Annotated in this window: 15 protein-coding genes; 14 read left to right on the top strand and 1 reads right to left on the bottom strand. The window is 68.1% G+C overall.

Annotated elements, in window-relative coordinates:
- Positions 1-93: 93 nt before the first annotated feature.
- The 3 genes from OG474_RS45390 (at position 94) to OG474_RS45380 (ending at position 5,687) form a co-directional block, all read left to right on the top strand.
- A complete protein-coding gene (locus OG474_RS45390) occupies positions 94-1,902 on the top strand; it encodes an arabinofuranosidase catalytic domain-containing protein (protein ID WP_405059918.1) in 1,809 nt (602 codons plus the stop codon).
- Complete coding sequence (locus tag OG474_RS45385; protein WP_405059917.1) at positions 1,902-2,897, top strand: LacI family DNA-binding transcriptional regulator; 996 nt, start codon at positions 1,902-1,904, stop codon at positions 2,895-2,897. Before OG474_RS45390 ends, OG474_RS45385 begins: the two co-directional genes overlap by 1 nt.
- A 114-nt stretch (positions 2,898-3,011) precedes the next feature.
- Positions 3,012-5,687 (top strand): glycosyl hydrolase family 95 catalytic domain-containing protein, encoded by a 2,676-nt coding sequence (locus OG474_RS45380; protein ID WP_405059916.1) that lies wholly within the window; start codon positions 3,012-3,014, stop codon positions 5,685-5,687.
- On the opposite strand, the gene OG474_RS45375 is transcribed toward OG474_RS45380, so the two are convergent.
- A complete protein-coding gene (locus OG474_RS45375; protein WP_405064682.1) occupies positions 5,684-6,457 on the bottom strand; it encodes an RNA ligase family protein in 774 nt (257 codons plus the stop codon). The genes OG474_RS45380 and OG474_RS45375 overlap by 4 nt on opposite strands.
- 133 nt (positions 6,458-6,590) lie before the next feature.
- On the opposite strand from OG474_RS45375, the gene OG474_RS45370 reads away from it, so the two are divergent.
- From OG474_RS45370 to OG474_RS45320, 11 genes are all read left to right on the top strand, one after another.
- Positions 6,591-7,052, top strand: a complete 462-nt coding sequence (locus OG474_RS45370; RefSeq protein WP_405059915.1) for a hotdog fold domain-containing protein — start codon at positions 6,591-6,593, stop codon at positions 7,050-7,052.
- Positions 7,053-7,079: 27 nt separating this feature from the next.
- The gene (locus tag OG474_RS45365) at positions 7,080-7,883 is read left to right on the top strand and encodes a CPBP family intramembrane glutamic endopeptidase (protein WP_405059914.1); all 804 of its coding nucleotides are present in this window, start codon (positions 7,080-7,082) and stop codon (positions 7,881-7,883) included.
- A 25-nt stretch (positions 7,884-7,908) separates the two neighbouring features.
- Positions 7,909-9,072, top strand: coding sequence for an enhanced intracellular survival protein Eis (eis, locus tag OG474_RS45360; protein WP_405059913.1), 1,164 nt, complete (start codon positions 7,909-7,911; stop codon positions 9,070-9,072).
- A 74-nt stretch (positions 9,073-9,146) separates the two neighbouring features.
- Positions 9,147-9,743: a crossover junction endodeoxyribonuclease RuvC gene (ruvC, locus tag OG474_RS45355; protein WP_405059912.1), complete on the top strand. Its 597-nt coding sequence runs from the start codon at positions 9,147-9,149 to the stop codon at positions 9,741-9,743.
- A 13-nt stretch (positions 9,744-9,756) separates the two neighbouring features.
- Positions 9,757-10,359, top strand: a complete 603-nt coding sequence (gene ruvA / locus OG474_RS45350; protein WP_405059911.1) for a Holliday junction branch migration protein RuvA — start codon at positions 9,757-9,759, stop codon at positions 10,357-10,359.
- Positions 10,360-10,362: 3 nt separating this feature from the next.
- The gene (gene ruvB, locus OG474_RS45345) at positions 10,363-11,415 is read left to right on the top strand and encodes a Holliday junction branch migration DNA helicase RuvB (RefSeq protein ID WP_405059910.1); all 1,053 of its coding nucleotides are present in this window, start codon (positions 10,363-10,365) and stop codon (positions 11,413-11,415) included.
- 257 nt (positions 11,416-11,672) lie between these two features.
- Complete coding sequence (gene yajC / locus OG474_RS45340; protein WP_405059909.1) at positions 11,673-12,137, top strand: preprotein translocase subunit YajC; 465 nt, start codon at positions 11,673-11,675, stop codon at positions 12,135-12,137.
- Between the two features lie 80 nt (positions 12,138-12,217).
- Complete coding sequence (gene secD / locus OG474_RS45335; RefSeq protein ID WP_405059907.1) at positions 12,218-13,981, top strand: protein translocase subunit SecD; 1,764 nt, start codon at positions 12,218-12,220, stop codon at positions 13,979-13,981.
- Positions 13,981-15,150, top strand: a complete 1,170-nt coding sequence (secF, locus tag OG474_RS45330) for a protein translocase subunit SecF (protein ID WP_405059906.1) — start codon at positions 13,981-13,983, stop codon at positions 15,148-15,150. Before secD ends, secF begins: the two co-directional genes overlap by 1 nt.
- On the top strand, positions 15,150-15,692 hold the full coding sequence (locus OG474_RS45325; RefSeq protein WP_405059905.1) for an adenine phosphoribosyltransferase: 543 nt from the start codon (positions 15,150-15,152) through the stop codon (positions 15,690-15,692). The genes secF and OG474_RS45325 overlap by 1 nt, the downstream gene beginning before the upstream one ends.
- 132 nt (positions 15,693-15,824) lie before the next feature.
- Entirely contained in the window at positions 15,825-18,197 is a 2,373-nt protein-coding gene (locus tag OG474_RS45320) for a RelA/SpoT family protein (protein ID WP_405059904.1), read from the top strand.
- The last annotated feature ends 14 nt before the right edge of the window (positions 18,198-18,211 follow it).

Here is an 18,211-nt window from a genome sequence, read left to right as displayed (position 1 = left end):
CGGCTGGGCGCCCGGTGGGTGCCCAGCCGTTCCCAACCTCTTCCGGTCGATGTTTAATCGATTAAACATCGACCGCTGAAGAGAGGTTGTGTGATGTCTTTCCGCCCCAAGCTTCTGCAAGCGTCCGTCGCCGGACTGCTCCTGGCGACGGCTCTCACGCCACAGTCCGCCGTTGCCGGCCAGACCGAGGCCCCCTGCGACATCTACGCGCGCGGCGGCACCCCCTGCGTCGGTGCGTTCAGTACGACGCGCGCCCTGTTCGCCTCGTACAACGGGCCGCTCTACAAGGTGCAGCGGACCTCCGACAACGCCACTCGGGACATCGGGCTCGACAGCACCGGCGGGTACGCCAACGCCGCCGTACAGGACGAGTTCTGCGCGGGCACTGCCTGCAAGGTGCTGGTCCTCTACGACCACACCAGTCGGCACAACGACCTGACCATCGCAGGGCCCGGTGCGGGCGGTCCGCAGAACCGTCCGGCCGATGCGGCCGCGCTGCCGATCACAGTGGCCGGTCACAAGGCGTACGGGCTCTACATGCCACCACTGACCGGCTACCGGCGCGCGAGCACGGTCACCACCGGTACGGCGCGCGCCGGGCAGCCGGAGTCCGTCTACGAGGTGGCCAGCGGCACCAATGCGAGCGACGAGTGCTGTTCGGACTTCGGAAACGTGGAGACCGAGGTCAAGGACACCGGTCAGGGCCACATGGACACGCTCAACATCTCCTACCTGAACGCGACCAACTCGGCCGATCCAGGGCCTTGGGTGGAGGCCGACCTCGAGGACGGTGTCTTCCAGGGCGGTACCGGCCTGTGGGCGCCGAACCGCGGTAACCCGAGCAAGTTCGTCACCGCTGTGCTGAGGAACAACGGCCAGAACACGTTCTCGCTCAAGGGCGGCAACTCGCAGACCGGTGCGCTGAACACCTGGTACGAGGGTGCGCTGCCACCCGGCAATTACACGCCGATGCAGCAGGAGGGCTCGATCGTCCTGGGCGTCGGCGGTGACAACAGCAACCGTGCGACCGGCACCTTCTTCGAAGGCGCGATGACGTCGGGCTACGCCTCCAACGCGACCGACAACGCTGTCCAGGCCAACATCCTCGCCCAGCACTACGACGGCACCAGCACCGGCGGTGGGCCGGGTGAGCTCATCACTGGTCCTGGCGGCAAGTGCATCGATGTCTATGGCAACGACATCGGCGGGAACGGCGCCCCGGTTGACCTCTGGGAGTGCCGTCCGATGGCAGCCGACATGCACTGGATCTCTTCGGACTGGTACGGCGGCACCCTGCGCACCATCGGTCGCTGCTTGGCCGCCGATGGTACGGCGATCAAGGTGGCTGACTGTTCAGCCGCAGGGAACCAGCAGTGGTACCCGCAAGCCGACGGCACCGTGAAGAACCCAGCATCCGGCAAGTGCCTGACGGCCGCTGGCACCTCTGACGGCTCAGCACTCCAGCTTGCAGACTGTACGGCGGGGCCCGCGCAACAGTTCGTCGTACCAGTCCTGATTCACCACCGCGGTAGCTGCGTTGACGTCTCAGGACGCGATGAGGGCGGCAACAACGCGGTAGTCCAGCTGTGGAGCTGTCAGACCCTCAAGGGCGCCGGACCGCTGGCCAAGGACCAGCACTGGCGCTACGACGTGGCCGACCACACCATCCGCACGCTAGGTCGCTGTCTGACGGCGAATGGCACTGCGGACGGGACGCGTCTGCTGCTGAACGACTGCACCGGCAGTGGCGGGCAGCAGTGGACCCCGCAAGCCGACGGTACGATGCGCAACTCGCAGTCCGGGAAGTGCATGAGTGCAGTGGGTGCCGGGACCGCCAATGGCACTCCACTGCAGATCCTCAGCTGCGGCCAGGTGTCGACAGACAGGTTCCAGCTGAATTGATGGCCAAGCGGGTCACCATCGCCGAGGTGGCACACCGGGTCGGCGTCACGCCGGCCACGGTGTCGATGGCGCTGTCCGGCAACACCAGGATCAGCGCTGCCACCCGGGCGAAGGTCGAACAGGCAGCGGCCGAGCTGGGCTACGTACCCAGCTCGGCCGGCCGCGCACTGCGTCGTCAACAGGCCGGTGCGGTCGCGCTGATCGTGCCCAACACTTCCGACCACACCTTCGGGCACTTGTACTTCATGCACGTCCTGACCGGCCTGGCCAAGGTCGCTGCCCGCCATGGCTCCCAGGTCATCGTCTCGACGAGTGACGGCGCCACCGGTACGGCGTACGAGCGGGTGCTGCAGTCGCGGTCCGCGGACGGGGTGATCGTGACCAGTGCGGCGGTCGACGATCCGAACATGACCGCGCTGATCGCCTCCGGCCTGCCCGCCGTACTGATCGGGAATAGCCGTGACACCGCTGCGATCAGCGTCGGCATCGACGACGTGACTGCGAGCGAGACGATCACCAGGCATCTGATCGACGTACACGGGTGTCGTCATCTCCTGCATGTCACCGGCACTCTCGATCACCAGGCTGGGATAGACCGTCTGGAAGGCTTTCGGCGGGCGGTGCGAGCTGCCGGCGTCGAATCGGCAGTGGTGGAAGGGGATCTGAGCGAACCGTCCGGTGCGGCCGCGGTGCAGCACTTGCCGACGCCGGTGGACGGCATCGTGTCCGCCAACGACGACATGGCGGTCGGTGCGCTCCGGGTGCTGCTCGCGCGCGGTGTCGCCGTACCGGACCAGGTTCGCATCGTGGGGTTCGACGACTTCGGACTGTCCCGCCTGACCACTCCGATGATCAGCACCGTCACCGTGCCGGCCGAGGAGATGGCGCGGGTGGCGACCGAAACCTTGTTCGCGGTGATCAACGGCACGCACCGTTCCCCGGCACACACCGAGCTCCCGGTCCGCTACACCTATCGACGTTCCTGCGGCTGCTAAATCAGGAGCATCGAAGGGTAGACATCGGACCTTTCTTTCGGCATCCTCGCTCGGGAGCCCGTGAGTCTGCGCAGAATCGCGCAGATTCGCCCGATCTCTTCGAGAGGCCCGCCCATGCCTGAGTTGAGTCGTCGTGCTGTTCTCGCCGCCGGTGGTCTGGGGACCGCGGCCTGGGTCAGTGGGGTGACGGTCGCGTCGGCGCGGCCGAGCTTGCCTACTGTCCGGCCCGGGCGGCTCGAGTACGGCGAGCCGGCCCGCGCGTGGGAGTCGGGCGCGCTCCCGATCGGAAACGGCCGGCTGGGCGCCATGGTGTTCGGTGGCGTCGGCCGGGACCGCATCCAGCTCAGTGAGCAGAGTCTGTGGGGCGGAGTGAACGACTACGACAACGGTCTGGCAGGTGTCGACGACAACGCGTTCGACACCTCGATGACCGGCTTCGGCTCGTTCCGGAACTTCGGTGACCTGTACGTCGAGCTCGGCGGCGGAGCGACCGAGCTGACCGCACCAGGTGGTCCGTACGAGACGTCTGCTGCCGAGACCGTGCAGCAGACGATCGACGGCCGCAAGGAGACCAAGTGGTGTGTGATCTCGCCACCGGCCACGGTGGTGTGGCAGTTGGCGCTCCGAAAGGCCGCCAGCGTCAGCGGCTATGCACTGACCAGTGCGAACGACGTACCGGCTCGGGATCCGCAGTCGTGGGTGCTTGAGGGGTCGAACGACGGGCAGGCGTGGACAGTGCTCGACCGACAGCAGTTGTCCGGCCCGTTCACTGCGCGGCTCGAGACTCGGCACTTCGACATCGCGACCCCGGCGTCGTACCGGCACTATCGCTTCACCTTCACACCGGTCGCCGGGGTGAGCCATTTCCAGGTTGCCGAGATCGCCTTGGACGGTGTGGATCCGCGGGACGCTCCGCACTTCACGGAGTACCGGCGTTCGCTCGATCTGGTGAGTGGGGTGCACAGCGCCGAGTACGTCGACGAGCAGGGTGTGCGCATCCGCAGTACGGCGTTTGCTGGTGAGGTGCTCGTACTGCGCTACGCCGGACAGCTATCGGGGCGTGTGTCGCTGCTGGCCGGCCAAGGCGCGAAGACGACGGCGGACCGGACGACGCTGCGGTTCAACGGTGCCATGGGCAACGGATTGCGCTACGCAGCCGAGGTCCGGGTCGTGGCGCGTGGTGGATCGGTGACGACGGATGGCACGTCGATCGAGGTGCAGGGCTGTCGCGAGCTGCTGCTCTATGTGGACGGGCGGACCGACTATGCGATGTCAGCGGCGGACGGTTGGCGCGGTAGCGCCCCAGCGCCCGCGGTGCGGCAGTCCGTCGCCACTGCGGTCCGGCGAGGTGCAGATGCGTTGTTGAGCAAGCACCAGAAGGACTTCAGTGCTCGCATGCGTCGCGTCTCTGTCGACTGGGGCACCACCGCTCCTGACATTGCCGCACTGCCCACAGACCAACGACTAGCGCGGTACGCCGATGGCGGTGCGGACCCGTCACTCGAGCAAACCCTGTTCACCTACAGCCGCTACCTCCTGACGTCCTCATCGCGACCGGACGGGCTGCCGGCCAACCTGCAGGGACTGTGGAACGACCAGGACCAGCCAGCGTGGGCTTCGGATTACCACACGAACATCAATGTCCAGATGAACTACTGGGGTGCAGAGACCACGGACCTGCCGGATTCGCACGAGGCACTCACGCACTTCATCGAGCAGGTCGCAGTGCCGAGCCGAGTGGCAACGAGGCACGCGTTCGGTGCCCAGACCCGCGGCTGGACCGCTCGGACCAGTCAGAGCATCTTCGGCGGCAACTCCTGGCAGTGGAACACCGTCGCGAGTGCCTGGTACGCGCAGCATCTCTGGGAGCACTACGCCTTCACGCAGGACCGCGCGTACCTGCGTAAGCACGCGTACCCGTTGATCAAGGAGATCTGCGAGTTCTGGGAGGACCGTCTCGTCGAGGACGCCGACGGTCGACTGGTGTCACCCGACGGCTGGTCGCCGGAACACGGTCCGCGCGAGAACGGCGTGATGTACGACCAGCAGATCATCTGGGACCTGTTCCAGAACTACGTCGACGCTGCGACCGCTCTGAACGTCGATGCGCCGTACCGCCGAACAATCGCGGACCTGCAAGCTCGACTGGCCCCCAACAAGGTCGGTCGCTGGGGACAACTGCAGGAGTGGCAGACCGACCGGGACGATCCGGCCGACATCCACCGGCACACCTCACATCTGTTCGCCGTCTACCCCGGCCGCCAGATCAATCCAGCCGGTACGCCGGAACTCGCGGCAGCGGCGCTGGTGTCGTTGAAGGCACGCTGCGGTGAGAAGGAAGGCGAGCCGTTCACCGCGGCCACCGTGTCGGGCGACAGTCGTCGTTCGTGGACCTGGCCCTGGCGCTGCGCACTGTTCGCCCGGCTGGGGGACGGTGAGCGCGCGGCGATCATGTTGCGCGGCCTACTGACCTTCAACACGCTCCAGAACCTGTTCGCGACGCACCCGCCGTTCCAGATCGACGGAAACCTCGGAGTGTCTGGTGCGATCGCGGAAATGCTGCTGCAGAGCCACGGTGGTGAGATCGCACTGCTGCCCGCGGTGCCGGCAACTTGGCCCGACGGTTCGTTCCGCGGTCTGCGTGCACGCGGTGGCTACCGGGTGGACTGCACCTGGGCGGCCGGCCGCGTCCGATCGTTCCGGATCACAGCCGACCGCACGACCTCGCGCCGTACCGTCCAGGTCCGTGTGAACGGAACACTCCGGACGGTCCGGCCCGAGACGCCCTAGCGGGCTTTGCGCTTCAGAGTGCGGGCGTAGTCCTGGAAGCGCGCCTTGGCGATGGTGGAGCGGTCAGGCGTGCGCAGGACGATGCCTTCGGGCGTGCCGACAGCAGCGTCGTCGAGACCGCTCAGCGTCTGCGGCAGGTGCTGGCTGAGGAAGGCCTGGGTCTCTTCGAGGCCGTCCGGCAGTTCGGTCGCGTCGAGGGTGAACAGGCGGGGCGTGAGGGTCAGTCCGTCCGCGGTCGCCAGCTTCTGGAGCTCTTCCTCGTTGAGGAACGGCTGCTGACCGGATTCGCGCCACTCCGACAGCGCAGGTCGCGGCTGGGTCAGCAGGTCCTCGTAGCCGGTCAGGTGGATCGCATCGAAGAGGCGGTGGCCGACTCGACGGTCGCCGGTGTAGTTCTTGCTCGCACCGGTGACCTTGCCGCCGTACACCTCCAGGAAGCGCACCTCGATGCGGTCGGCGGCCGGGACCGGAAGGGCGTCCGCGACCGCACGGAGCTCGGCGACGATGCCGAGCGCCGGATTGCCGATCAGGTCGCCCTTCGCATAGAGGAACTCCTCGCGGCTGCCGAGTAGGTAGGAGCCGTCGGGCAGCGTGACGATGCGCGCGTTGGTGCCGTCGACCTTCTCGGTGCCGATCACCGGACCGGCGAACGGGACCCGCTCGTCGAGCAGTCCTCCGTTGCGTGGATCCAGCGAGTGGTAGGTGGGGATCGAGGGGTACTTCGTCACGGAGTTCAGATTGTCCAGGTCGCAGTTGCGCAGTTCGAGCATCTCGGTCACCACCTTCTGGTACGTCGCCGGGCGGTTCCCGGCGGAGAGTCCGGTGTGACCTTAGGGCGGCTCGCTCCGCGGCAGCAACGCGATATTGAGGCGACCTGCGCTACTTGCGGGTAACCTGGGCCGCATGGCGACTCAGGTGCTGGAGATGTGGGGCCGGCTGAAGGCGGTTCCGGGTGGGGACCGGCTGTTCTCGCGGGCCTTCAGCTGGAGGGCGCCGTACTTCCGGTCGATCCGGCCGCGGTTCGTGCAGGTCGGGCCGAACTACGCGTCTCTGGTGCTGCCGAAGCGGCGGGCGGTTCAGAACCACATCGGCACGGTGCATGCGATCGCGGTGTGCAACGGACTGGAGGCAGCGATGGGCGCACTGGCCGAGTCGACCGTCCCCGCCGGGAAGCGCTGGCTGCCGAAGGGCATGGAGGTCGCCTACCTCGCCAAGTCCACCACCGACCTCACCTGCTCCGCCGAAACCGACCCGGACGACTGGACCACCGGACCCGACGTCCCGGTGCGAGTGAAAGCGACCCGGGACGACGGCACGGTCGTGGTCGAAGGCACCATCCACCTGTGGGTCACCGACCGTAAGTAGGCCCTTCCGGCTGGCAGAATGCCGCAGATGCGTCGATGGGTGCTGGCGGGCGGGCTCGCTGTTCTGGTCGGAGCCGCGCTAGTGCTGGTGGCAACCGGCAACACGGATGTGCGGTACACGGCGGACAACGACAGCACGGTCCCGATGTGGGCCCGCTGGATCCCCGTTGCGGTCGGAATAGTTCTGGTGCGGGTCACACCATGGCGGCACGAGCGAACAGCCGACGGTACGGCGGATCGCCGGCAGGCGTGGATTCTGCTTGCACTGGCGGTGGCGTTCGCCGTACTGCTGAAGCTGTTCGGTCTCGGGCTGTTCGAGGTGCTGAAGGTTCTGCTGCTCCTGCTCGCACCGCTGGCCGTCTTCCGTTGGCTGGGAGGCAAGCCCACCAGGGCCTGGCCTACGGCGGTCCGGTGGGCTCCCGCGCTGCCGGTCGCAGCCTTCCTGGTGCTGTCGTACGTCGGACCACTCGCCGCTCCGGTCCCGGCGCGGCCGAACTTGGGCACCGTCGATCTGGTGCTGGTGATCATCAGCGTGTTCCTGATCAACAGCGTGCTCGAGGAGGTCTTCTACCGACGCTGGCTGCAGACCCGGTGGGAGCAGTTGCTCGGACCGTGGCCGGCGATCCTGATCTCGTCGATCGCGTGGGCGGTCTGGCATGTGGCGCTGCAGGGCCGGGGCGAGCTGGGCATCGACCTTGCGTCGGTGCTGGTGAACCAGGGTGCGCAAGGGCTCTTCCTGGGCTATCTCTGGAGCCGGTACCGGCGGATGTGGCCGCTGATCACGGTTCACGGAGCCATCAACGCACTGCCCGTATTTCTCTCGCTGGGCTGACGGGCGGCGTCGTAAGGTCTGGCGTGTGACGGATGCGCTGCGGGTGGTGGACGTTGTCGAGGAACAACTGGAAGCGGTCTGGGGCGTGCGACAGCGGTCGTTCGGGCCCGGTGGGGACAAGGACGAGTGGCGTAAGACCGCACTGGAGTTCCTGCGGGACGGCCGGTATCTAGGCGTTGTCGACGGCGACCAGTTGGTCGCGGCGGCTCGCATCTGGCCGCTGGAGCAGTGGTGGGGCGGACGGAAGCTGCCGATGGGCGGTGTCGCCGGAGTCATCGTCGCTCCGGAGTACCGCGGCCGTGGTGTCGGCAGTCTGCTGATGCGCGGCGTACTGGAGCGGTGTGCTGAGAAGGGCTATCCGTTGTCGGCGCTGTATCCGGCGACGACTGTGCTCTACCGGCACCTCGGCTACGAGTTCGGCGGGGCCAAGTACCGGTTCGCCTTCCCAGCGGCTGATCTACGAGTGCTCGGCGGTAAGGGCGTCGCAGTGCGGAAGGCCGGCAAGGAAGACGCACAGCTCTTCCTGGACCTGGCATCCAAGCTGCACGAGACCCAGCGCACCAACGGTCCGCTGGTCTGGCCGCTCAGTGAGATCGAGGACTGGCTGGGCGACGAGGAGAACTTCGCGTACGTCGCCGAGGACGGCTTCGTCGTCTACAACTGGACCGATGGCGGACTGGCAGTCGGCGAGCTGATCGCCGGCTCCGAGCAGACCGCACGAGCACTGTGGGCGACAGTCGGTTCCGGTGCGTCAACCGCCCGGACCGTGTACGCCGTGGTGCCACCGACCGATCCGATCCACCTGCTCGCCGAGCACGAGGCCGAGTCGGACCCGTCGGTCATCCGCTGGATGCTCCGGCTGGTCGATGCACCGGCCGCGATCGCGCAGCGCGGGTTCCCGGCGAGCGTCGTACTGGATGTCGCAGTGCGGCTGGAAGACGCCGACCTGCCCGCCAATGCGGGGGACTGGCGGCTGTCGATCGCGGATGGGGCAGGCACGCTGACCGCTGCCGAACCGGCCGAGGACGCCTTGCACCTGGGAGCTCGCGGACTCGCCGCCCTCTACGCCGGTACGTCGATGGCCGCGCTTCGTGCGGGTGGATTGGCGACCGGGGGAGCAGCGGCGGCGGATCCTGCGCTGGACACCGCCTTCGGGGGCCCGGCGTCGTACATGGTCGACGACTTCTGAGCGGGCGGCGCGTCGATTTCCCGGCGGTCCGGACCGGCCGTTAGGGTTGTCGAACAAACGTTCGGAGGTAGTCCATGCGGGTGCTCGGCGTCGACCCTGGGTTGACCCGGTGCGGTCTCGGCGTCGTCGAGGGCACACCGGGCAGACCGCCCACGATGGTCGCCGTCGGCGTGATCCGGACCCCGCCCGATCTCGACGTCTCGCAACGCCTGGTGCGGATCGAGGCCGAGCTGGTCGAGTGGATCACCGAGTACCGGCCGGACGCGGTCGCGGTGGAGCGGGTCTTCGCGCAGCACAACGTGCGGACGGTGATGGGCACGGCCCAGGCCTCCGGGGTGGCGATGGTGGTGGCCGCGCGCAGCGGGCTGCCGGTCGCGCTGCACACCCCGAGCGAGGTCAAGGCCGCGGTCACCGGCTCCGGCCGGGCCGGCAAGGAGCAGGTCACCACGATGGTCACCCGGATCCTGCAGCTGCCCGAGCGGCCGACGCCAGCCGACGCCGCGGACGCGTTGGCGCTGGCGATCTGTCACATCTGGCGTGGTGGTGTGACGAGCAAACTGCAGCAGGCGGCCGCCTCGCGGTCGAATCTGGAGGCAGCCGCGCAGGCGCAGTCCCGCCTGCAGGTGGCCCGGCTGCGAGCCGCCGTTGCGGCGCAAGAGAGCAAGCGATGAGTGGAGGTGCGCGGTGATCGCGTTCGTGCGTGGCCCGGTGGCGGCCATCGGAGTGGACAGTGCCGTGATCGAGGTCGGCGGAGTGGGCCTGCAGGTGTACTGCGATCCCGGCACCCTGGCCGGGTTGCGTCCCGGTGAGGAGGCCCGGGTCGCGACGTCGATGATCGTGCGGGAGGACTCGCTCACGCTCTACGGCTTCGCCGACGACGACTCCAAGGAGCTGTTCGAGCTGTTGCTGACGGCCTCCGGTGTCGGCCCGAAGCTGGCGCAGGCCGCGCTCGCGGTGCTCAGCCCGGACCAGTTGCGGCAGGCCGTCGCGACCGAGGACCTCGTCGTACTGGTGAAGGTCCCGGGCATCGGGAAGAAGGGCGCCCAGCGGATCGTGCTCGAGCTCAAGGACAAGATCGGTGCGCCGTCGAAGACGGTGACCGGGCGACCGCTGCAGACCCAGGAGGCCTGGCGAGATCAGGTTCACGCCGGTCTGGTCGGTCTCGGCTGGTCGCCGCGCGACGCCGAGGACGCGGTCATCGCTGTCTCGCCGCTGGCCGCGGACAACCCGAATCCGTCGGTTCCCGACCTTCTCCGCGCCGCGCTCCGCGCGCTCTCCAAGGCATAGGCGATGGACGACAACGTCCGCCCGCTGGTCTCCGCGGATGTGGTGGATCTCGAGGAGCGCAAGATCGAGTCGGCGCTGCGCCCGCGCACGCTGGCCGAGTTCGGCGGCCAGCGCCGGGTCAGTGAGCAGCTCGAGCTGGTCCTGCACGCGGCCCGCGGCCGGAACCGGACGCCTGACCACGTCCTGCTGTCCGGCCCGCCCGGTCTGGGCAAGACGACGCTGGCCATGATCATCGCGGCCGAGATGTCGGCGCCGCTGCGGGTGACGAGCGGCCCGGCGATCCAGCACGCCGGTGACCTGGCCGCGATCCTGTCCGGGCTGAACGAGGGCGAGGTGCTGTTCCTCGACGAGATCCACCGGATGTCGCGGCCCGCCGAGGAGCTCCTCTACATGGCGATGGAGGACTTCCGGGTCGACGTGATCGTCGGCAAGGGGCCCGGCGCGACCGCGATCCCGCTGGAGATCCCGCCATTCACACTGGTCGGGGCGACCACGCGCGCCGGCCTGCTGCCGGGGCCGCTGCGGGACCGGTTCGGATTCACCGGGCACCTGGAGTTCTACGACGCCTCCGAGCTGGAGAAGATCGTCAACCGGTCGGCCGACCTGCTCGAGGTCGACATCACCCCGGAGGCCGCGGCCGAGATCGCGTCCCGGTCCCGCGGCACACCCCGGATCGCGAACCGGCTGCTCCGCCGGGTGCGCGACTTCGCCGAGGTCCGGGCCGACGGCATCATCACGCTCGCCCTGTCGAAGGCGGCCCTCGAGCTGTACGAGGTCGACAAGATGGGCCTGGACCGGCTCGACCGCTCAGTACTGGACGCGTTGTGCCGTCGCTTCGGCGGCGGTCCGGTCGGTCTGTCGACGCTCGCGGTCGCGGTGGGGGAGGAGCGTGAGACGGTCGAAGAGGTCGCCGAGCCGTTCCTGGTCCGCTCCGGCTACTTGGCCCGTACGCCGCGGGGCCGGGTCGCGACTCCGGCCGCCTGGCGGCACATCGGGCTGAAGATTCCCAAGGGCGCCGCGTTCGCCGACACACTGTTCGACGACGAGGACGACTGAACCGTCCTCGAAGTTCCCTGCGGGGCAATGGTTCCACCGACTTCGAAACCACGGCAGACTGCGGCGATCGGGGATACGCTCCTCGTGGTCTCCGGGTTCGGTGACGCAAACGTGACCCCGTGTCATGAGGCAGTTGTTGACGCTCAGGGTTAGACTCCCCGTTGGCCTGACCTGAGGTCATTCCGCTGCGAACTGCGCGCTTGAGCAGAGCGTGCCGGAAGCCCGTACTCCCGATTCACGAAGGATTCTGAGACCCGATGCAACTCCTTGCCGCACCGATGGCCGGCTCCGGGGGTGGCGGCATCACGCTGCTGATCCCGCTGATCCTGATTGTCGGAATGATCTGGTTCATGAGCCGCACGCAGCGTAAGCAGCGCGAGAAGCAGGCGCAGACCGTCGCCGCCCTCTCGCCGGGGACCAAGGTGATCACCACCAGCGGCATGGTCGGCATCGTCGAGGAGACCGACGACGAGTACGTGACGCTGGAGATCTCCGACGGCGTGCTGATCCAGGTCGTCAAGGCGGCCGTCGGCCGGATCATCCCGGACGAGGACGTGACCGCCGACGAGGTGGTGCCCGCGACCGACGAGGCCGCGGCCGCGACCGACGCCGTCGAGGAGCCTGCCAAGGACCCGGTCGACGTGCCGGACGCGGGCCGTGACAAGGCGGACGGCAAGGTGCAGGACGCGCCGAAGCTGCCGCCGACGCACACCGAGAACTGACCTCCCACTGACGGCCTGCGGCGCGCTCCGCGTCCACGAGACAGTGGAGCGCGCCCGGAAGCACAAAGGTTGAATCTGACGTGGCAACGACGACGACATCCCGCCCCGGTCGGCTCCTGATTGCCCTGGGAGTCATCGTGGTCCTGCTGTTCGGGATCATGGCGCTCACCAAGACCTGGAAGCCCAAGCTCGGTCTGGACCTGCGCGGTGGCACCACCATCACGCTGACCGCCAAGAATCTGGCGGGCAGCGGTGACGTGACCCCGGAGCAGCTCAACGAGGCCAAGAACATCATCTCCCAGCGCGTGAACGGTGCGGGTGTCGCCGAGGCCGACATCACCACCTCGGGCGGCACCCACATCACGGTGGCCGTGCCCGGCGCGACGCGGGACGCTCTGGTGGCCCAGATCGGCCAGACGGCCTTGCTGTACTTCCGGATCGTGTACGACGCGCAGGCGGCGAACCCGATGCCGCAGCCGTCGACGACGCCGACCCCGAGCGGGAAGCCGAGTGGCACGCCGTCCACGACGCCGAAGCCGAGTACGTCGATCAAGCCCTCGGCCACGCCGACCGCGAAGCCGAACGGCCGGGCCTGGAGCAGCGCGCTCGGCCAGGCCACGCCGACGCCGACGCCGACCCCGAAGCCCTCCGCCACGCCGACCGCGAAGCCGAGCGGCACGCCGACCGGTGCGCCGGCTGCTCCGGGTGAGTTCAAGGGCGACCCGCTCACCTACACCCCGGATGCGGCTGCCCAGGCGGCGTTCGCGGCGTACAAGTGTGGTGACAAGCAGGACCAGAACCCGCTGAAGCCGCAGTTCTCCTGCGACAAGGGCAATGTCTACAAGTACCTGCTCGGTCCGGCGATCCTGAAGGGCACCGACCTGTCGGACGCCTCCGCCGGGATCCCGCAGGGCGGCCTCCAGTGGCAGGTCAACCTGAACTTCACCGGTGAGGGCGGCGACAAGTTCCTCAAGGCGACGCAGAACATCTCCGCGCGCGGCGAGGGCGCGAACCTGTTCGCGATCGTGCTGGACGGTACGACGATCTCGACGCCGACCGTGTCGCAGCCGATCCCGGGTGGTTCGGCGCAGATCACCGGTACCTTCACCGAGACCGAGGCCCGGGACCTGGCCAACGTCCTCAAGTACGGCGCACTTCCGGTCTCGTTCGACACCTCGTCGGTCGAGACGGTCTCGCCGCAGCTCGGTGGCGACCAGCTCTCGGCCGGGATCTATGCCGGTCTGGCCGGTCTCGCGCTCGTCGTGCTCTTCTCCTTCCTGTACTACCGCGGTCTGGGGATCGTCGTGGTCGCGTCGCTGGCGATCGCCGCGGTGCTGACCGGCGCGCTGGTCATCCTGCTCGGAAAGGCGATCGGGTTCACCCTGACGCTGTCCGGGATCGCGGGTCTGATCGTGGCCATCGGTATCACGGCGGACTCGTTCGTCATCTACTTCGAACGACTACGCGACGAAGTCCGCGACGGCCGCAGTCTGCGGTCCTCGGTGGAGACGGGCTGGTCCCGTGCCAAGCACACGATCATCGCGGCCGACTCGATCTCGTTGCTGGCCGCGCTGGTGCTCTACATCCTGGCCGTCGGCAGCGTCCGCGGCTTCGCGTTCACGCTCGGCCTGACCACCCTGATCGACCTGCTGGTGGTGTTCGTCTTCACCAAGCCGCTGGTCACCCTGCTGGCCCGGACGAACTTCTTCGGCCACGGCCACAAGCTGTCCGGTCTGGATCCTGAACACCTCGGCGTCGAACGACTGCCGGGTCACAGCGCGGGCCCGGCCCCGCGCCCGCGCAAGACGCCGTCGACGCGCAAGCCGATCGGAGGGGAGGTCTGATGTCGAAGCTCGGACAGCTCGGAAACAAGCTGCACCGCGGTGAGGTCTCCTACGACTTCATGGGTAAGCGCAAGATCTGGTTCGCCGTCTCGATCGCCCTGGTGGTGCTCTCACTGGGTGGCCTGTTCACCCGCGGCCTGTCGCTCGGCATCGAGTTCCGCGGTGGCACGGAGTACGAGGCGAAGACCCAGATCACCGCCGAGACCGTGCAGAAGTTCAGCGACGCGGTGAAGGCGACCAACATCGAGGGCCTGGGCGACCCGGTCGTCACGACCATCAACAACGAGCGCGTGCGGGTGCAGACCAAGCCGCTCAGCCAGGCCGACGTGCCACTGGTCCGCAAGGCGATCGCGGACACGGCCGGGATCGGCGTCGACCAGGTCACCTCGACCCAGATCGGTGCGTCCTGGGGCAACCAGATCGCGAACAAGGCGATCTGGGCGCTGGGTGTCTTCATCCTGCTGGTGTTCTTCGTCATCTGGGCATACTTCCGAGAACCCAAGGCCTCGGCGGCCGCGATCATCGCGCTGGTGCACGACGTGCTGATCACGGTCGGCGTGTACGCGCTGATCGGGTTCGACGTCACACCGGCCACCGTGATCGGCGTACTGACGATCCTCGGTTACTCGCTGTACGACACCGTCGTGGTGTTCGACAAGGTCCGCGAGAACACCCGCGGCATCACCGGGTCGAACCGCCTGACGTACTCCGACGCGACCAACCTGGCCGTCAACCAGACCATCGTGCGGTCGATCAACACCACGCTGATCGCGCTGCTGCCGGTCGGGTCGATCCTCGTGGTCGGCACCTGGGTGCTCGGCAGCGGTCCGCTGAAGGACCTTTCGCTGGCACTGTTCGTCGGTATCGCCGTCGGTGCCTACTCGTCGATCTTCATCGCCCCGGCGCTGCTGGCGGCGTTCAAGGAGCGCGAGCCGGGTATGCAGGCGCTGAACCGCCGCGTCACCGCGAAGAAGGCCCAGAGCGCTGTGGCGGCCAAGACCAAGACCGTCGAGGACGAGCTGGTGCCGGCGGCACCGGGCGTCTCGTCGGTGCAGGACACCCCGCGGGCGACCGGCTCGGTGCCGGCTCCGGCGGCCCGGCCGATGACGGCCGGTGGCGCCGGACGGCCGCAGCCGACCCGCAAGCCCCGGTCGAAACGCGGTAAGTGATGTCGCGGACGTTGGAGCAGGTTCTGGCCGACGGCATCCGCGACATCCAGGACTACCCGCAGGCGGGGGTGGTGTTCAAGGACATCACCCCGCTGCTGGCCGACCACGACGGCTTCGGCCAGGTCGTGCAGGCACTGGCCGCCGCGGGGCAGGACGACGACGGTAACCCGGTGGTCGACAAGGTGGTCGGGATCGAGGCGCGCGGGTTCATCCTCGCCGCCCCGGTCGCGCTCGCCCTCGGCGCCGGGTTCGTCCCGGTCCGGAAGAAGGGCAAGCTGCCGGCCGCGACGTACGAGGAGTCGTACGCGCTGGAGTACGGCGAGGCGACCATCGAGGTGCACCAGGACGCGTTCGCCCCGGGCGACCGGGTGCTGGTGATCGACGACGTACTGGCCACTGGCGGGACGGTCGAGGCCTGCCTGCGGCTGATCCGGCGCTGCGAGGCCGAGATCGTCGGTACGGCGGTGCTGCTGGAGCTGTCGTTCCTGCCGTGGCGCGAGCGGCTGGCCGCGGAACGCATTACTTCGCTGCTTTCTGTCTGAATTCGGACAAACTCTGCGTGACCGGTCAATGACCCGGCGTGTTGTCCACAGGGTGTTTCTCTGTCGTTGGCCGGTGGCCCCTAGACTGGGGGTCTGTCGGCGGAGGGACACAACGTGGGCGAAGACCCGGCGATGACGTCAGCGGTACCGAACGTAGTACCGCAGGATCCTCCGCGCGCCCCGGCACCGGTGCGCCCGGCTCCCGTGTCACCGCCGCCGGCCGCCCAGCCGCCGCGGATCGCTCCGGCCCGGGTGCGGGCCCGGCTGGCCCGCCTCGGCGGCACCAGGCACCCGAACCGGGCACCCATGCTCGAGCCGCTGTTCCGGGTGGTGCGCGCGACGCACCCCAAGGCCGACCTCGCGATGATCGAGCGCGCCTACCGGACCGCGGAGAAGTACCACACCGGTCAGCTGCGCAAGAGCGGTGACGCCTACATCACCCACCCGCTCGCAGTGGCCACGATCCTGGCCGAGCTGGGGATGACGGCCCCCACGCTGTGCGCCGCGCTCCTGCACGACACGGTCGAGGACACGCCGTACACGGTGGCGGAGCTGACCAGCGACTTCGGTCAAGAGATCGCCATGCTGGTCGACGGTGTCACCAAGCTGGACAAGGTCAAGTACGGCGAGTCCGCGCAGGCCGAGACGATCCGCAAGATGGTCGTCGCGATGGCCAAGGACATCCGGGTGCTGGTGATCAAGCTCGCCGACCGGCTGCACAACATGCGCACCCTGGGCTTCCTGCGCCAGGAGAAGCAGGAGCGGATCGCCCGCGAGACGCTGGAGATCTACGCCCCGCTGGCGCACCGGCTCGGTATGAACACGATCAAGTGGGAGCTCGAGGACCTGTCGTTCTCGACCCTGCACCCGAAGGTGTACGACGAGATCGTCCGGCTGGTGGCCGAGCGAGCTCCGTCCCGCGACGAGTACCTCGCGTCGGTGATCGACCAGGTGCACGAGGACCTGCGCGCCGCCAAGGTGAAGGCGACCGTCACCGGCCGGCCGAAGCACTACTACTCGATCTACCAGAAGATGATCGTCCGCGGCCGCGAGTTCGGCGACATCTACGACCTGGTCGGCATCCGGGTCCTGGTCGAGTCGGTCCGCGACTGTTACGCCGCCCTCGGCATCCTGCACTCGCGGTGGAATCCGGTCCCGGGCCGGTTCAAGGACTACATCGCGATGCCGAAGTTCAACATGTACCAGTCGCTGCACACCACCGTGATCGGCCCGCAGGGCAAGCCGGTGGAGCTGCAGATCCGGTCCTTCTCGATGCACCGCCGCGCGGAGTACGGCATCGCCGCGCACTGGAAGTACAAGGAAGACCCGAACGCCCCGGCGCCGGAGGTGGCCGGCCCGCCGACCACCGAGATCGGCGCACCGAACGACATGCCCTGGGTCCGGCAGCTGGTCGACTGGCAGCGCGAGACCTCCGACCCGTCGGAGTTCCTGGACTCGCTGCGGTTCGAGATCAACAACTCCGAGGTCTACGTCTTCACCCCGCGCGGTGACGTGATGTCGCTGCCGACGGGTTCCTCACCGGTCGACTTCGCGTACGCGATCCACACCGAGGTCGGGCACCGCTGTATCGGCGCCCGGGTGAACGGCCGGCTCGTGCCGCTGGAGAGCACCCTCGAGAACGGCGACGTCGTCGAGGTCTTCACCTCGAAGGCGCAAGGCGCCGGCCCCTCGCGGGACTGGCTCGCCTTCGTCAAGAGCCCGCGGGCGCGGAACAAGATCAAGCACTGGTTCTCCAAGGAGCGCCGCGACGAGTCGATCGAGCACGGCAAGGACGCGATCGCCAAGCAGCTCCGCAAGGAGGGCCTGCCGCTGCAGCGCCTGCTGTCCCACGAGACGCTGACGGCGGTCGCCAACTCCCTGCGCTATCCGGACGTCACCGGTCTGTACGCCGCGGTCGGCGAGAGCCACGTGAGCGCCCAGGCCGTCGTACGGCGTCTGATCGAGACATATGGCGGTGAAGAGGGCGCGGCCGAGGACTTGGCCGAGGGCCTGCGGCTGCCGCAGTCTCGCGAGCGGCGGAAGCGGTCAGCGCGTGGCGACGCCGGTGTCCTGGTCAAGGGTGCGACGGACGTGCTCTCCAAGCTGGCCCGCTGCTGTACTCCGGTGCCGGGTGACGAGATCATCGGCTGGATCACCCGCGGTGCCGGCGTCTCGGTGCACCGGTCCGACTGCGCGAACGTCGAGAACCTGTCGACCCAACCGGAGCGGATCGTCGAGGTCGAGTGGGCCCCGACGGCTCAGTCGCTGTTCCTGGTCGCCATCCAGGTAGAGGCGCTCGACCGAGCGCGCCTGCTCTCCGACATCACCCGGGTCCTGTCGGACTACCACGTGAACATCCTGTCCGCAGCGCTCACCACAACGCGCGACCGGATCGCCAAGTCCCGCTTCACCTTCGAGATGGGCGACCCAACCCACCTAGGCCACGTCCTCAAGGCGGTGCGGTCGGTCGAAGGCGTCTTCGACGTCTACCGAGTGACGCAGTAGCTGCTGGGACGGTT

The organism is Kribbella sp. NBC_01505 (assembly GCF_045040285.1).
Classification (GTDB): Bacteria; Actinomycetota; Actinomycetes; order Propionibacteriales; family Kribbellaceae; genus Kribbella.
The sequence above is the reverse complement of the archived record's forward strand: the minus strand, read 5'-3'. Positions and strand labels throughout refer to the sequence as shown.

What these genes read in the sequence shown, in the direction of transcription:
- OG474_RS45325 (WP_405059905.1), top strand. Translation starts at nt 15,150, where the DNA reads ATGTCGCGGACGTTGGAGCAGGTTCTGGCCGACGGCATCCGCGACATC.
- OG474_RS45370 (WP_405059915.1), top strand. Translation starts at nt 6,591, where the DNA reads ATGGCGACTCAGGTGCTGGAGATGTGGGGCCGGCTGAAGGCGGTTCCG.
- OG474_RS45380 (WP_405059916.1), top strand. Translation starts at nt 3,012, where the DNA reads ATGCCTGAGTTGAGTCGTCGTGCTGTTCTCGCCGCCGGTGGTCTGGGG.
- secF (WP_405059906.1), top strand. Translation starts at nt 13,981, where the DNA reads ATGTCGAAGCTCGGACAGCTCGGAAACAAGCTGCACCGCGGTGAGGTC.
- ruvB (WP_405059910.1), top strand. Translation starts at nt 10,363, where the DNA reads ATGGACGACAACGTCCGCCCGCTGGTCTCCGCGGATGTGGTGGATCTC.
- OG474_RS45320 (WP_405059904.1), top strand. Translation starts at nt 15,825, where the DNA reads ATGACGTCAGCGGTACCGAACGTAGTACCGCAGGATCCTCCGCGCGCC.
- OG474_RS45375 (WP_405064682.1), bottom strand. Translation starts at nt 6,457, where the DNA reads ATGCTCGAACTGCGCAACTGCGACCTGGACAATCTGAACTCCGTGACG.
- OG474_RS45390 (WP_405059918.1), top strand. Translation starts at nt 94, where the DNA reads ATGTCTTTCCGCCCCAAGCTTCTGCAAGCGTCCGTCGCCGGACTGCTC.
- ruvC (WP_405059912.1), top strand. Translation starts at nt 9,147, where the DNA reads ATGCGGGTGCTCGGCGTCGACCCTGGGTTGACCCGGTGCGGTCTCGGC.
- OG474_RS45385 (WP_405059917.1), top strand. Translation starts at nt 1,902, where the DNA reads ATGGCCAAGCGGGTCACCATCGCCGAGGTGGCACACCGGGTCGGCGTC.
- OG474_RS45365 (WP_405059914.1), top strand. Translation starts at nt 7,080, where the DNA reads ATGCGTCGATGGGTGCTGGCGGGCGGGCTCGCTGTTCTGGTCGGAGCC.
- yajC (WP_405059909.1), top strand. Translation starts at nt 11,673, where the DNA reads ATGCAACTCCTTGCCGCACCGATGGCCGGCTCCGGGGGTGGCGGCATC.